The organism is Parabacteroides sp. merdae-related_45_40 (genome assembly GCF_001915675.1).
In genome coordinates this window covers 20,229-36,824 of sequence record NZ_MNQY01000043.1, presented here as the reverse complement: position 1 = coordinate 36,824, position 16,596 = coordinate 20,229, and the positions used below count along the sequence as shown (strand labels likewise).

Annotated in this window: 8 protein-coding genes and 2 pseudogenes; 2 read left to right on the top strand and 8 right to left on the bottom strand. The window is 43.1% G+C overall.

What is annotated here, in order from left to right:
- Positions 1–495: 495 nt before the first annotated feature.
- Together BHV83_RS04825 and BHV83_RS04815 are read right to left on the bottom strand one after the other, a co-directional pair.
- On the bottom strand, positions 496–1,719 hold the full coding sequence (locus BHV83_RS04825) for a tyrosine-type recombinase/integrase (protein ID WP_286756564.1): 1,224 nt from the start codon (positions 1,717–1,719) through the stop codon (positions 496–498).
- A 203-nt stretch (positions 1,720–1,922) separates the two neighbouring features.
- A pseudogene (locus tag BHV83_RS04815) lies at positions 1,923–5,858 on the bottom strand (hybrid sensor histidine kinase/response regulator transcription factor).
- Positions 5,859–6,042: 184 nt separating this feature from the next.
- Between BHV83_RS04815 and BHV83_RS04810 the strand changes: the two are divergent.
- Positions 6,043–6,444 (top strand): annotated as a pseudogene (locus BHV83_RS04810) (glycoside hydrolase family 20 zincin-like fold domain-containing protein); the annotation flags it as partial.
- 426 nt (positions 6,445–6,870) lie between these two features.
- Here BHV83_RS04810 and BHV83_RS04805 read toward each other — a convergent pair.
- From BHV83_RS04805 to folB, 4 genes are all read right to left on the bottom strand, one after another.
- Complete coding sequence (locus BHV83_RS04805) at positions 6,871–7,515, bottom strand: MarC family protein (protein ID WP_005865493.1); 645 nt, start codon at positions 7,513–7,515, stop codon at positions 6,871–6,873.
- A gap of 94 nt (positions 7,516–7,609) precedes the next feature.
- Entirely contained in the window at positions 7,610–8,857 is a 1,248-nt protein-coding gene (locus tag BHV83_RS04800) for a PNGase F N-terminal domain-containing protein (protein WP_286756557.1), read from the bottom strand.
- 5 nt (positions 8,858–8,862) lie between these two features.
- Positions 8,863–10,299 carry a monomeric [FeFe] hydrogenase gene (locus BHV83_RS04795; RefSeq protein WP_005855092.1) on the bottom strand — a complete coding sequence of 479 codons (1,437 nt, stop codon included), beginning with the start codon at positions 10,297–10,299 and terminating at the stop codon, positions 8,863–8,865.
- Positions 10,300–10,376: 77 nt separating this feature from the next.
- Complete coding sequence (folB, locus tag BHV83_RS04790) at positions 10,377–10,745, bottom strand: dihydroneopterin aldolase (protein ID WP_005855090.1); 369 nt, start codon at positions 10,743–10,745, stop codon at positions 10,377–10,379.
- A 91-nt stretch (positions 10,746–10,836) separates the two neighbouring features.
- Here folB and BHV83_RS04785 point away from each other — a divergent pair, with 91 nt between their 5' ends.
- Positions 10,837–11,208: a bactofilin family protein gene (locus tag BHV83_RS04785; RefSeq protein ID WP_005855088.1), complete on the top strand. Its 372-nt coding sequence runs from the start codon at positions 10,837–10,839 to the stop codon at positions 11,206–11,208.
- A gap of 39 nt (positions 11,209–11,247) precedes the next feature.
- On the opposite strand, the gene BHV83_RS04780 is transcribed toward BHV83_RS04785, so the two are convergent.
- The gene (locus BHV83_RS04780) at positions 11,248–13,935 is read right to left on the bottom strand and encodes a 4-alpha-glucanotransferase (protein WP_286756552.1); all 2,688 of its coding nucleotides are present in this window, start codon (positions 13,933–13,935) and stop codon (positions 11,248–11,250) included.
- A 23-nt stretch (positions 13,936–13,958) separates the two neighbouring features.
- On the bottom strand, positions 13,959–16,499 hold the full coding sequence (locus BHV83_RS04775) for an adenosylcobalamin-dependent ribonucleoside-diphosphate reductase (protein WP_005855085.1): 2,541 nt from the start codon (positions 16,497–16,499) through the stop codon (positions 13,959–13,961).
- Between the last annotated feature and the right edge of the window lie 97 nt (positions 16,500–16,596).

Here is a 16,596-nt window from a genome sequence, read left to right as displayed (position 1 = left end):
TGAATTATACCGTTTTTATTCATGTACAAAGAGGATATACCTTCCATTCCTGTATTTCCTTATTTTTTGATTAAAGGATATACAGCAATCAAGGTTAATCCGGCTATTTTTATATAAAATTCCGAAATGAGGACCATTCCTGACTACAGTGAATGGGAAACCCTAACCCTATATTTCTACCGTTTCTTGGTAAGAAACAGTACAAATAGTTATTTATCTTATTATCAAATATATAATATATATATAAACTACTTTTTTACTCGGTTTACTCAATTTGATACTCGAAAAAAGATAAGGTTGTTGTCGAAAAAAGTATACACTCTCATTTTCCAGACCAGACAAAGAATAATAGAGAAGAAAACAATTAACGTATTTATATACGCTATTTGTTAACGAGTTACATCAACAGAGGATACAATTTATATCCAAAAATCCCCCCTTTATTTTTTTGTTTTGCAGATTATAATTACATTTGCGACGTATTTCTAAGATTTCTTACCAAGAGACAGTAGAATTTAGATCTTTTAAAATCCCATTATTCGCATTGTCTATCAACGAGTTATCCAAAGAGTCCAAATAAATAAGAGTTGTTTTCTCGGAGGTATGTCCCATTCCTGCGCTGATAACCGCAACAGGGATATTATGATTGCGTGCAGCGGTAGCCCAACTATGGCGGGGAGTGTATGAAGATAGAGGCAATGTCTCACCGATTAACTTCCCCAATCGCTTTAATTTCTGATTATGGTAATTCAATCCCGTTTGGTATTGCAAATAAGCCCGATCCGGATTTTCATCGGTAATGATTGGAAATACATAGGGAGTTTTCGAAGAGTCCGATAGATATCGTCTCAAGATCGCCTCTATACAAGGTTCAATACGCAACGTCAGGTTTTGACCGGTCTTATGGCGACAGTAAGTAATTACCCCTTTACCTATATTTTCTTTTTTCAAATAAGCCATATCCACAAACGCCATCCCTCGAGTACTATAGCTGAATACAAACAAATCCCGGGAGAGAGCCAAAGCCGATGAATAAGACAGGTCAAGTCTCTGCAATTTCAAAATGGTCTTTTCACTAACGGCACGTTTCGATGTCTTGGCGATCCCGGTATATACCTCATGAAAAGGAAAAGCTTGCTCCACAAGTTGCTCTTGTACAGCTTTATTATAAGCGGCACGCAAGATTCTCATATAAAATGAGCTACTATTCTTACTCACTCTCCTTCCCCATAGCCATTTCTCATATTTGCAAGCCGTATCGGAGTCTAATGCGGTGAGAGGTATATCACAATTCTCTAAAAAAGAGGAAAAGCTGTTCAATGTTCGTAAATAATTACGGGAAGTACTGAATTGACCGCTATCATGAAGGAGTCCAATCTCTTTTCTCAAATAGTCCAACATTCCGGTTTCAGTTTTTGGAGATCGAAATCTCCCGATCACATCGGACAAGATGTATTCATTCCCTACAGCATCTAATTCCCGAATGATTTTCCGGATCGCAGCTAAGTCCGCATTTATTCGTTTCTGATAAGAAAAAATAGTTTTTTCATTGTCAAACGTAACAACCAACTCTCGTTTCTCCCCATTCCACCAATGAGGAAATATCCGCATATCGGTAGTTATTTGCCTATTCTCCTGTCTGTGACAAAGTTGGTAACAGACAACACCCGCTTTGCCTCTCACCGTCGATGGACGAAACTTTACTTTTATTGTAGCCATACTTTTTTAAGCCAATTTTACACTAGCCAACCCGAAATGTCAATAGGTAGACAATAATAATTATCATAGAAAATCTATCATAATGTCCTCATTCAGGGGCTATTTAAAACATATGACTCACCCAAAAAGTTGTTTATAGGAGATATCTATCAGATTTTGCTAAAAAGATTGAATTTATGAAAAGAATAGTCTGCAACTAACACTTAATTATTTCGACGATATTCGGTTGGAGTGACCCCATAGCTTTGTTTAAAAGCCGTACTAAAATAACGAGCGCTGGAAAAACCGACACGGTCCGCTACTTCCTGAATACTCATATCCTTATGAGATGAAAGCAACCGAGAAGCCTCGACCATACGAAACCTAATCACATAATCACCAACCGAGACATCCGACAAATGACTGAACTTGCTATAAAGCGTCGTTCTACTCATCGCCATCGCAGAGGCGATAAAAGGCACATTCAAATCCGGATTACTCAAGTTCTCCCGAAGCAACGTATTCAATTTACACATGAATTGTTCGTCCGCATTGCTTGTCGCATCCTCTTTTGGAGAGAATAGACAACCGGACTCACGATAACGCACACGAAGTAGGTCTCGCTGTCTTAATATATTCCGCAGAATCACCAACAAGGAATCTATATCAAACGGCTTCGCCAAATAGATATCCGCCCCTGATTTATACCCCTCTACCGAGCTTGCTTGATCCACCCTTGCGGTCAACAGAACCACAGGAATATGGCTAACCGCTACGTCGTTCTTGATTCAGTAACACAGCTCAAAACCATCAGTCCGAGGCATCATGACATCACTGATTACAATATCCGGCTGACATTGACCCAAGATTTCCCAAGCCTCTTCCCCGTCTCCGGCTACAAAAACCTCCTTAAACTCTGCCTGCAAGACACCGAGTAAGTAGTTACGCAGCTCTATCTCATCTTCAACCACCAACAATGTATATTTAGCAAGCTCCGTATCTACCTGTACCCCGCACACATCTGTTTCCGGCTTGTCAGTGCCCTTCACGCTTAAATCGATAACGCTATCCGGTTCCGCGGCAACAAACGCTTGCGTGAAAGGAAGGTCGAAATAGAAAGTGGCACCTCCATCCTCATTATTGTAAGCACCTATACTTCCGCCATGCAACTCTATAAGTTTCCGGGCATAAGCCAACCCGATCCCACTCCCTTTACGGTCGTGTTCACCTTGGTAAAAACAGGTAAAAAGACGGTTTATATCCACATGTCTCAATCCGATCCCCTGGTCCGCAAGGAAAACCCGCACATTCTTATCCATACGCTCCGTACCAATGACTAATGAGGTATCCGGATCGCTGAATTTCATCGCATTTATCAATAAATTAGATAAAACGACACGGCATTTGGAAGTATCAAAGGGTACTTTCTCTACTGAAGCATCCAACTGGAACCGCACAGAAATCCTACGGGCTTCGAATTCCATGATAAAATCATCCGTTACCGATCGTATCCAATCGTTAAGATCGTAAAAACGAATATCCATAACATCGCCGTTCGTATCAGACTTCTGGGCATCGAGCACCATATCGACGATCTCCCGCATCCGGCAAGTTTGCAACAACAAACCATCCAATTGCCGGGATACATCTTTATCCGTCACCTTTCCGGATTTCAGCAAACGTTTGAGCGGAGCATAGATCAAAGTAAGCGGCGTACGTAATTCATGGCTGATGTTCACCATGAAACGGACTTTTTCCTCATAAAACTTTCGTTCATGTTCTTCCATGGCCCAAGCAAGTTTCCTTTCTTTGCGTCGCATGACAGACCAGATCATCCCTCCAATTGCCGCAAACACAATCACCCCCATCGCGATCAGGAACCAAGCGCGTCTCCACAAAGGAGGCTCCACATCTACTGTCAATAATCTCAAAGGAACACTCCAGTCTCCATTCTTCTTGCTATAGGAAACCCATAATTCATAGTTGCCCGGAGAAAGTGCCGGAAATGTAAATGCATGGCTTGAAGTCTCCAACAACTCCTCACGGTCTCCCTTGATGTAAAAACGGAATAATTTCTTCCGCATCAAATCCTTCTCTTTCACGATAACACTTAACCCAAAAGAAACATAATCCCACGGAATGGAAATAGCCTGTTCCCCGGATATACCATCGGGATGAATCGGAGCCCCATCTAAAGCCAAATTAATCATGCTTACAGAAAAATCCTCTTCCTCATGAATGTCATAGTCGGGCCGTATCCTAACCAGCCCTTCCACCCCAGAAATATAAATATTACCGGAAGAAGCCTCAAAAGCAGGTTCCGGAAGAAACTCACGTGTAAAGACACCGTCAGATTCCCCAAAAACGATTACACGCTTCTCATCCGGTACATACGCATACAACCCTTCATGAGTACTTATCCAAAGGCGATCAGAACGATCAAACGCAAGAGACGTTACCCCAATAAAACGATCCTGATCAACCGTGTCCAATCTTTCCGAGAGACGGTCATAAACATATAGACCGGAAGATGTCCCCAACCAAAAACGGTTATCTTTATCTTGTTTTACCGCAAGTATCGTACCGATATCCTCATTCCTCACAAATAACGGACGTAGTTGCTTATGCGGGATATCCAACACATACAAAGCTGCGGAAGAACTTATGTAACAAGAATCGCCTTGTATGAAACGGGGTGCAAGCAAACTTTGCGGTAACAGATCTTCCGGTAAAGGCTCAAATTGTTGTTTCCGCCGATTATACACAGACAAATGATTATCGGATAAAAGACAAAAACAGTCCTCGTCTAAAGGAAATAAACGAATCGAATTACCTCGTAAGAATAAATCCTTTCGCACATGCCCCCAATTTAACAAAAACTCCCGGCATTCTCCTGTATTTTTATTAAAATGATAAAGCCCTACACCAAACAAAGATAACAACAATTCCGAATCGCTATACGGCATGATAGACACCACCTTCATCCCCGCAGTCTGAGGATATTTCCGGAAAGTCTCTTTTTGCGGATCAAACAAATCAAGACCTCCCCCATCCGTTCCTATCCAGATTTTCCCATCACGATCTTCATACATGGAAGTGACCGACTGAAAACTCAAACCGTAAGAAGCCCCGGGAGGAGCATCCCGATAAGTCGTCATAAAAACAGGTTTGATGCCGATCAATCCTCCCCTGATACTGCCCGCCCAAACATTATCCTCATCATCGATATACAGACAGGCGAAAGAATTTACCGGCAACGAATGGCGATCGCCCGGAAGATGCATAATCGCTCTTACGGTCTTATTTTTGTAATTATATATATTGATACCACCTCCGTCCGTCGCCAGCCAAAGTTCGCCATCTTTCTCGCACATATCTTGCACGATATTATGAGTCAATCTCTCCGGGGTTTCCAAATGCTCCTGCAATCTCCCCTCTCGATCATAACAAAAAACACCTTTATTATAGATAGCCACCCATATTCTCTTGAATGAATCTATATACATGGAGGGGATATTCCCTTTGGGGATAAACGACACACGTTCCATATCTCCGGTGTCTAGCGAATACCACCAAAGCCCTTTTTCCAGAAAAGACAGTATGACCTTCCTCTCTTTTTCGTCATACAAATAAACATAATTAGGCGAAAATTCAAACGGACTTTCCTTGAACTTACACCGGATCATTTTCTTTTCCGCATAGGAATAACAAAAAACACCTTGCTTCCCTAAAAAATAGATTCCTTCCGGCATGAGGAGGCTACAAGCAGCGACCAAAGGTTGACCGTCTATTTCCTGACGTACAAATTTTCGAGTACCACGATCGAAATATGCCAATCCGCGACTAGTTCCTACCCAAACATTCCCCTCCGCATCTTCCTCTAAAAAAACAATATCATTATAAGGAAGAGAATTCGGATTCTCTCTCTCCTCCTGATAAACGGTTATTTTTTCCCTATCGAAACGATTCAACCCAAACCGGGTACCAATCCACATAACACCTCTTTCATCTACCAGTACACATTTCACGGAAGACTGCGATAATCCGTTTTCCAAAGAAATTTGTTTAAAATAATACTTAGGAGCTGCATAAAGAGACTCCGCTAAACACACAAAAAACAGCAATAGATATAATTGTAAAAACCTCCAAAATACTCGCATAGTTGTATATCACCCATTGTTCGGCAAAAATACTAAATCGTCCGAAATATAAGGCTTGCAGAGTCTAAAAAAACGTTTTTTGAATTTTCACGGACGATTTTGGACCCAAGAAAATATCCTTAAAGCATAGATTTGCAGCAAGTGAAAAATTAAACAAAAAAGCATATCATTAAAAATTATTCTTATGTTACGTACAACGGGTATATATTTTATTATTTTGGTTATGATACTTGTAAAATGTTTCCTTCCGGACGAAAAACCGGAGATCATTCCTTTCCCCTTGCAAAGTGTATCAGACAAAGGTGATTTCACATTCAACAAGGCAACCCTCATCAGTGTAGAAAATGAAAAACAGGCTATGATCGCTCGGGAGTTGACCGATCTATTCACGCTTTCCGCCGGATTCACCCCGGAAATAAAAATACAAGACAAACGAGCCAATATCATATTCCGCACAGACAGAGAACTAGCGGCCGAACATTATAAACTGAATATAGCCCCCTCTTGTATTCTAATAAAAGCATCCGGACAAAAAGGTTTCTTTTACGCAATGCAAACCTTACGTTTTCTGCTTCCTCCAGCAATAAACAGCCAAACTCAGGTAGAGAATATTCAATGGAACGTACCGGGAATGACCATACTAGATGGCCCCCGATACAGCAATCGGACCGTGGCAATACACACACCTTTCACTCTCATCTCGAAGGATAATCTCAAAGAATTGATCGATCACCTAGCCATGTTAAAAATAAACAGACTTCATTTCACACAAGAAGTTCATGATACGACACCTGAAGGACAGCAAAAAATGAAGGATATGAACCTGTATGCTAAATCCAAGAAGATCACGATCTCAAACGGGACAACACACACCCATGATATCATATCGTATCTCCCGTTCCAAGCAGAGCGACTTATCTGGAAAGCAAATATCTCCGATTGCGATGAGGATAAGAAAAGGTTATTCCAATATTTAGCGCCCATCGCAGAAAGAAGCTGGTCTGGTAATTTGTTAGCCCATCGCCTCACGCAAGATATCGATCAAGATAGGCTTCAATCCGCTTACGAAACATTCCACGGCGATCACCATCAGTATCAATCCCATCAAACGCATCATCACGTTATTTCCAGTCTCTCCCAATATACGTACCAGCCGGGTAGAAGCTTGCAAGATCAAGAATGTGATAAAATAGACCAATGCGATTATTCCGATCAACGTACCCTTTAAGGTGAATGTCGAAGCGTCATCCATAAGCATGATTGCGTTGGCGATCGCTCCCGGACCACACAACATCGGAATCGCCAGAGGAGTAATGGATATATCATCCGCATAGGTTTTCACCTCTTCCTCTTTCAACTTTGCGTTGGAATAGCGTGCCTGAAGCATATCAAACCCGATCTTGAAGATAATAAAGCCGCCAGCTATGCGAAAGCCGTTTGAGGAGATACCAAAGAACTTAAACAGGAACTGACCGGAGAAAGTAAAAACCATCAAGGTGATGAACGACACGATCGTGGCCCTTCGGACAATCGCTTTCCGTTCATGGTCATTCATACCATTGGTCATGGTCAAGAAAACCGGCATCGTACCGAGTGGATTGGTCAACGTAAAAAACGAAGTGAAACATAATAGGGCGAAAGGTAACAAGTCTTCCATATCAATAATTTTTTAATTGGCTAATGTGCCAATATGCCAATTAGTTGAAGAGAGAATGATTGGCACATTGGTACATAACATATTATCACATTATTTACTCATCCCAGACCAAATAGGCTGAGACCAACCAATGATTCAGCTTATTCCCATCCACTTCTGCCACTTCCGGAATACTCACCGTCAGCGTATGATGGCCGGGTTGGATATCTTTCAACGCTACCTCTTCCGGTATCACATCCGATCCGGGACACCAATTAGAGCGGGAAAGATCCGAAGACGCCAAGGGTTCCTCTACTTCTTTCTCCGAATATCCCTTCTCGGTGATATAGGAAGCCAGACGCTTTCTCAACCAAACCCCGGTAGCCGGATTAAAACGACGGAAAGAAGCGCAGTCCGTACGCCAAGGAACAAAATCCAAGACTGGAACTCCATCAACGGAAACAATATTCTGTTTTTCCACGAACTCATCCCCGCCGGAATGACCGCCATGTCCCGTAACGATATATTTCAGACGGACATCACGTGCGCCTTGAGGAATATCAAAATCCAATGACACGTCCTTCCGGGCGAATATATCCGGATATTCCTGCCCGATATAATAAACCGTATTCATCAACGGCTCTACATGTTTCTTCGGCAAAGCGTCGCAAGTCAGATCGGACTCATCCACATCAATCGTCATGCTTGCGACGTATCCTTCCGGTGTCCATGTATCGATAAAGATTCCAACATAAGCACCACCTTCCAAAAGAGGATACAAATCGGTTATGTCTTGCTCCCAGCTTACGCTATCTTCCCAATGGTCGACATACACCGGTTTACGATGTTTCGTCAAGCTATCCTCGGGACTACTGTAATGCCCTACTCCGAACGGAGTCATGAAACGCATCAATTCCACGGTAGGTTGATAATCCGTCCCGGGGATGATACCGATCATCTTCTCCAGTTTCACGCTATCCACCGCAGGAAACTCCTTCTCGCCTTTAGCGATATTCAACAAATTAATGCCCGAGGCATTTGGCAATACAAAACAAGACCCGGATTTATCCCAGCGATCTCCATTCGAAGCTACCGTAACCCGGAGTTTGACGGAAACGTTTCGCTTATATTTCGGCAATGTTACCTTCTTCAAGATAATACGGCCATTCACCAAATGATAGATACTGTCCGGTCCCGGAGCGTTAAAAGCGGCGGGATATACATCCGGAGCGAAACGTATGCGGGTATCATTAAATACCTGTACGGAATAATCTCCCATCGACGGTAATTCTTTATGTCCGCAAGAAGCGGTACATAGAAAAACTCCCGTCAAGGAGACAAATAAAGCCAATTTTTTAATCATTTTGTCTAGAATTTAGTAAGCTCCTTAATAAGCTGCTTTTGTCCGGCAGTCTTATCGGCGTGCGTACAAGGACCGGTCACACAACCGCCCTCGCAAGCCATCACTTCTATAAACTGCGCAGGAGCCTTTCCGGTTTTAGCGTAAGCGCGTAATAATGCCACATTTTTCTTTGTCAGGTTGGCTACCTGCACGGCATTTACGTTCTCGTCCTTCAAATAAACCTTAACGGCGTTGATCACACCACCACTTTGGGCGAAGCCATGCGCCTCACGGACAGCGTTAAATAATACGGAGAAAGGCTGGGCCTCCTCGATCTTGATACCCAATCCCTCCAATACGGAACCTACTTCCTCAAACGTAAGTGTAAAATCCACGCACGGATCTAGTTTCACCTCTTTTCGTTTCGCCACGCACGGGCCAACAAACACGATCTTCGCATCCGGATATTTTTCCTTCACGATACGGGCCGTATAATACATCGGAGATCCAGTAGAAGAGATGTATTTCTTTAAATCCGGGATATGTTTCTCGGCCAATTGCACGTAAGACGGACAGCAACTAGTGGTCATGAACGGTTGTCCTTCTTTCAATTTCTCGATCAATTCTTCCGCCTCATGACGGGTGGTTTCCATAGCGCCTTGCGCCACCTCGACCACTTCCTCGAATCCCAAGGACTTGATAGCGCCATACACTTTTTCCTTCGGAGCGCTAAACTGAGCTAAGATAGACGGAGCGACAATCGCTACCATCTGTTCCTTATTCCGCAAGCGTTGCAAGATATCGAATACTTGCGAGATCTCGAAGATAGCACCGAACGGACAAGCATTCACACATTTACCGCAATATATACATTTAGACTCGTCGATATGCTCCACCCCATACTCGTCCTTGCTGATCGCCTTAACCGGACAAACTTCCTCGCAAGGGATCGGGATATAAACGATGGCATGGTACGGACAACTTTGGTGGCATTTACCACAGCTGATACAAGTTTCATGATCAATCTCGGCCTGACCGTTTTTCTTGAATCGGATAGCGTCCTTCGGGCAGTTCATATAACAACTACGAGCCACGCAACCCCGGCAAAGATTCGTGATCTCATAATTCACGGAGACACAAGAGGAACACGCCTCATCCACTACACACATGATATTTTCCTTCTTATTCTCCGAGCGGAACAAGGCACGCTTCGCATACTCTGAAAGCGGTGTCAACTCATCTTCCTCGTCCTGCATATCAAAACCAAGCAAAGGCAAGGTTTTGTATTTCCAGACGGCACGTTCCTTATGTACACAGCAACGGCCCCTCACTTTCGATTTTCGGGGACTCAACTCGATCGGCAAGCGATCAATTTCTTCTAGAAGACGGTTTTCTTTCCAGAGCTTTACTAACTTCGCCAGCAATCCGTGACGAACAATCATTACGTTGTTGGTAAATGCCATAATGTTATCGTATTTGTGCTTTTAGTATATCGTATATCGCATCACTTCTTTACAAACGCGAAGGTAAATAAAAGTTTCTAAACAGAAAGAAAGCTTTCTTTAAGAATTATCGAAGCACTATGAATATCTCCGCCAAACGGAGGATTTAATTTAGACAAGACAAGTTCCACCTCCGTGATCTGTGGAAATCTCTCTTTCAAAGCCTTCAAGATACGCCCCGCCGCGTGCTCGAGAAGTCTCGAGGGGATAGCCATTTCTGCTTTCACGGTTTCATATACTGTGGCGTAATTGATCGTATCGCTTAAATCGTCGCTCCATACCGCGTTCTCCAACGGAGCTGTCAGTATCAAATCTACGATAAAAGTATTCCCAACCCGGGTCTCTTGGGGTGCCACGCCATGATAGGCATAGAATGTCATCCTTCGTAATTCAATCTTTGTTGTCATAATCTTTTAATTTATCTGTAAATGTATAGAAAGTAAACCTTCCTGCAAAAAAATAGTCTTATATTTGTCAACCAAGTAACAACACATTATGATGGGAATAAAACAAAAAGATGAAAATTCCGCAGGCGGATTACACAACGCCTTGGCTGCGGGGACAACGATAAAGGGTAATATTATCACAGAGACAGACTTTCGCTTGGATGGAAAAGTAGAGGGAGATATCAGTTGCAACGGCAAGATCGTTATCGGCCCCAAAGGTAGCGTAACAGGCAATATCGTATCCGAGAATGCTGAGATTCTCGGTGAGGTAGATGGCTCCGTAAAAGTAAGCGCAAAGCTTATTCTAAAATCAACAGCAATTATCAAGGGAGATATATATACCCAATCCCTAGAGATCGAACCAAACGCACGGTTCAACGGAGCCTGCTCGATGTGTTCCGAGAAAAAGAAAGCAGACAAATAGACTGAGGGCCGCACTTTTCGATACGGCCCTTAGTCTTTCTTATTTTCGTCCAGCCTCTTTTATCAACGAGACTATCTTATTATTCAGGTTATCAGCCTGTAAAAGCTGTTCCAACGTAATATGCATCCGGTAGCGCCAATAATGCGTTGAATTCGCAGGAACGTTAATACGCTCGGATTCTATATCCTTCCGCTTGATAGAATCATCCATAGCAAACCAATCCTGCAACGGAATAATCGTCAGCATGGAACGAGTCTTCAAATGATTAGAAATAATCTGGGCAACGATTTCAGCCGTACATTCATCCGGGGCCTCACCGATCCGTTGCAATACATGGTTGTAATAACGCTGTGTCTTCTCCGTATCTTCTTTCCACCAATTACGAAGAGGAGTCATATCATGTGTAGAAGTCGTACAAACCGAATGATAAGGCAGATTGAACATATCGGAAAATTCCCGCTGTGGGCTCTTCGGCATACGCTCAATCTCCAAGCTTAGTATTTGCAACTTATTCATAACCTCGGGAACAGAGGCGGGGATCATACCGAGATCCTCTCCACAAACCAACATCTCCGTGGACGCAACCAACGGTGTCAAACGCTTAAACGCTTGCGCCTTCCAAAAATCATTATGGCGATGATAGAAGAAATGCCAGTATAACTGATCGAACGCATAACGGTCGGAACCACTCAATTCCCGATAGATATAGGATTGATTCGCCGAGATCCGGGGATGAAACTTATCGGTCTCTCTTGGGTCACGAAGAAATAATACCTCATTCGCAATCGTAAACAGGCCATTCTTGATCCGTAGGGAAACAGGATCCGCCTTATCCGCAAACAACGCCTCAATCTTCCTTTGCGTATCACAGAACGGTTTTAACACATAATGCCGGGAGGAGGATTGTGCCAAATAAGCACCTATCACCTCTTCTGTATTTTCCTCAAACAATTCCGATAAGAATTGTCGATTGATATGTGGGGTCGTGAAACGAGACTCGTTAAAATTCAATCCATACTGCTCGATCTCTTCTCTCGAGAACGGCAACGCTGGATTGAAATGACCACAAAGCCCTTGCACATATTCACAAGGAACCTCCCATATTCGGAAAAATCCCAAGATGTGATCTATACGGAAACAATCGAAATAATCACTTAACTTAGCGAAGCGTTTTTTCCACCAAGAGAAATTATCTTTCTCCATCGCATCCCAGTTATAAGTCGGGAACAGCCAGTTCTGACCGTTCATGGAAAAGTCATCGGGGGGAGCACCCGCTTGACCATTCATATTAAAATATTTCGGTTCCGTCCAAGCCTCTACACTAGTGCGGCTCACGCCAATGGGCAAATCACCTTTCAATACAACTCCATTCTTACGGGCATAATCCGATACCGACTTGAACTGGTTGTGCAATACATATTGCAAGAAATAAGAGAACGAGATCTCCGGCCATGCGTCACTATCTTCCCGGCATAGGGCGCGAACACGTGTCTTATTGTAAGTAGAATTACCTTGCCATTGAGAGAAATCCGATGTCCCATAACTTTCCCGCAAGAAGCAATAAGTAGCGTAAGGCATCAACCATGACTCATTTTGCGCCAAGAACTCTTTAAACTCCGGCGTATCTAATACGGCCTTACCCTCCCCTGCGAAATATTCTTGACAATAACCCAATTTATATTTCAGTACTTCCTCGTAATCAACCGTATCTTTTGCGTTTAATTCTTTTTGCTTCCCTGCATAAAAAGCAGCTCTCTCCGGATCTTGCAAGGTCCCCAAAGCCGATAAATCCACATACATGGGATGAAGGGCATAAATAGAAATAGCGCTATACGGATAGGAATCCACCCAAGTATGGGTCATCGTCGTATCATTCATAGGTAATACTTGAATGATACGTTGGTGCGTCTTTCTAGCCCAATCCACCAACATGTGTAAATCTCCCAAATCACCTACTCCAAAGCTCTTTTTCGAGCGCAAGGAAAAGACGGGGATAACCGAGCCGGCACAACGCCATAACGGTAAGCTATCCCGGAAGTAAAGACCAGATATAACAACGGTCTCACCCTGTTTCTGGGGAACAAGACTTAGAATACGATTCTCATCACTCTCCCAATACAAAGGTTGACGGGAATCATTATCCCAAACCAAAAATTTATATTCTAAAGGATACCGTATCTCCGCAGCGTCTAAATCAATATGCCATTCCGGGAAAGTATCGCAACTCAACAATAAAGCCTTGTCCGGATGCCAGTTACCTAAGCATTCTTGATTTCCAGTAATGGCTACACACTGATTCTTTTCCACCCGGGGAGCGGATATCTTTATCACCAATTTTCTTCCACTTCTAACGACCCTCTCATGTGTATTGCAGGGATGAGCGAATAAACTTTTGGTGAAAGCAGAAGAATAAAAGGCTAGATTATCCGGACGGATTTGCCAATAATCATAAAGGATGTAAGAATCAGATTGTCCATCCAATACAATCCGGTGATTCTTCTCCCACTCCTCAAAGATCTGCTTATCATTAACACTTAAGAAATATCTATATTCTATATCTTTTATATCGGGTGGAAGATCCAGTTCCAGTTTCCAGTTTCCATCCCCAGAGTAATTCATCTCCTTAGCCAAAGCAGGTTCCCAAGAGCCTAATTCCGGTATGGAGCCCACTACACATAACTTCTGTCCCCAAACGGTATGGAAGTTTATATTAAAAGTGACTTTCATGGTATATAGATTTAGTCAATTATTTAACCGCATTTAGAGGCTCCGCAATTCGTGCAGATCAAACAACCTTCTTGATAAATTAAGGTCTCCAACCCACAGTTCGGACATTTCTGCCCTTTCGCTTCCATGCCGTTCGGTAAATATTTCTTCAAGGCACGTTCCACGCCATTCTTCCATGTATTGATAGACTCGCTATTCAACTCCATACCCTGTACCAATTTTATAACCTGATCGATAGGCATTCCGTAACGGAGCACACCGGAAATCAATTTAGCGTAGTTCCAATATTCCGGATTAAACTTGCCATCCAAGCCTTCGATTGTCATTTTATAACCGCGTTTATTCTTGAACTGGAAGTCGTAATGCTTATTACCATCCTCATCATAGCTCTTGATGATCGTACCTTTAGAAACGTTTTTAGGTAACATGATACCCTCGTCATCATCGGCCAAACCGGTAAAGATCTCATACGGACGGCCATTCAACAAGCCGACGAAAGCGATCCATTTCTCACGGTTATTCTGGAATTTTACCACATCCGCATCCAATTCACGAGGACGGGTAGATACGATAACCGGTGGTTGCATGCAGTTACAATCCTCTTTTTTCTTCTTTTTATCTGTCGCAATCAAGACACCGGAACGAGAACCATCTCGATAAACAGTACATCCTTTACATCCGCATCTCCATGCCTCAACATACAAAGAGTCTACCAACTCCTCACTTACATCGTTCGGCAAATTGATCGTTACGCTGATAGAATGGTCCACCCATTTCTGAATGCGTCCTTGCATACGGACTTTTTGTAACCAATCGACATCATTGGAAGTCGCTTTATAATAAGGAGACTTAGCAACTAGCTCCTCCACTTCTTCTTGTGTATATTTCTTACTTGCCGAATAACCATTCGCTTGCATCCACGTTACAAACTTATGATGGAATACGATATACTCCTCGAAAGCGTCGCCTGTCTCATCCACAAAATCCACACGAGCCTCGGAATCGTTCGGGTTTACTTTGCGGCGGCGCTTATATACCGGCAAGAATACCGGCTCTATACCGGAAGTGGTCTGTGTCATCAAGCTAGTCGTTCCTGTCGGAGCGATTGTTAAGCAAGCGATATTACGACGGCCGTATTTCAACATATCCTCATATAAAGCAGGATCAGCCTCACGCAAACGGTTGATGAACGGATTTTTTTCCTCACGCTTCGCATCGAATATCTCAAAGGCACCACGTTCTTTCGCCAACATTACGGATGAACGATAAGCGGCCAAAGCTAATGTCTTTTGTATAAGTTCCGCACAATCGGTTGCTTCTTCTGTTCCATAACGCAAACCTAAAGCGGCAATCATATCGCCTTCCGCCGTGATGCCCACACCTGTACGACGTCCTTGCAAAGTCTTTCGTTGGATCTTTTCCCACAAATGACGCTCTGTTTGTCTTACCTCCATGGATTCCGGATCCGAGTCGATCTTAGCCAAGATCATCTCGATCTTCTCCGACTCCAAATCAATAATATCATCCATAATCCGCTGGGCCAAACCTACATGCTTCTTGAACAAATCATAATCGAAATAAGCGTCCGGAGTGAACGGATTTACCACATATGAATATAAATTGATTGCTAACAAACGGCAACTATCATACGGACAAAGAGGTATCTCGCCACAAGGATTCGTGGAAACCGTACGGAACCCCAGATCCGCATAGCAGTCTGGTACAGACTCACGTAAGATCGTGTCCCAGAATAACACACCCGGTTCAGCGGATTTCCAAGCGTTATGAATAATTTTTTTCCATAAGCCAGAAGCATCGATATCCTTCACATAAACGGGAGAATCCGAATCAATTGGATATTGTTGCTTATAGGTACCGCCATTAACCGCGGCATTCATGAAATCATCATCAATCTTCACAGATACATTTGCACCTGTAACCTTACCTTCCGTCATCTTAGCGTCGATAAACGCCTCCGAGTCCGGATGTTTAATAGAAACGCTCAGCATCAAAGCTCCACGACGGCCATCTTGGGCCACCTCACGGGTGGAATTCGAATAACGTTCCATAAACGGAACCAACCCGGTAGAAGTCAACGCAGAATTCTTAACCGGAGAACCTTTCGGGCGGATATGCGAAAGATCATGGCCTACACCACCACGGCGCTTCATTAATTGTACCTGTTCTTCGTCAATACGAATAATCGCACCATACGAATCCGCTTGCCCGTCCAATCCGATAACAAAACAATTAGAGAGTGAGGCAATTTGATAATCATTGCCAATTCCCGTCATCGGACTTCCTTGCGGAACGATGTAGCGGAAATGATCAAACAGGTCGAAAAGTTCTTGTTCCGACAACGGATTCGGATACTTTTTTTCCACACGGGCAATCTCACTTGCCAAGCGATGATGCATATCATTCGGAGATTCCTCATAGATATTTCCAAACGCATCCTTCAAGGCATATTTATTTACCCATACTTTAGCGGCGAGCTCGTCACCGGTAAAGTAATCCAATGAAGCCTTAAACGCTTCGTCAAAAGTGTAAGTTTTACGATCCACAATTATTATATTTATTTTGCGACTGCAAGTTTACGCATACTTTACCAGTTATCCAAATTACCCTACGTTAAAAAGAATACTTATTGAAAAGTTTTCC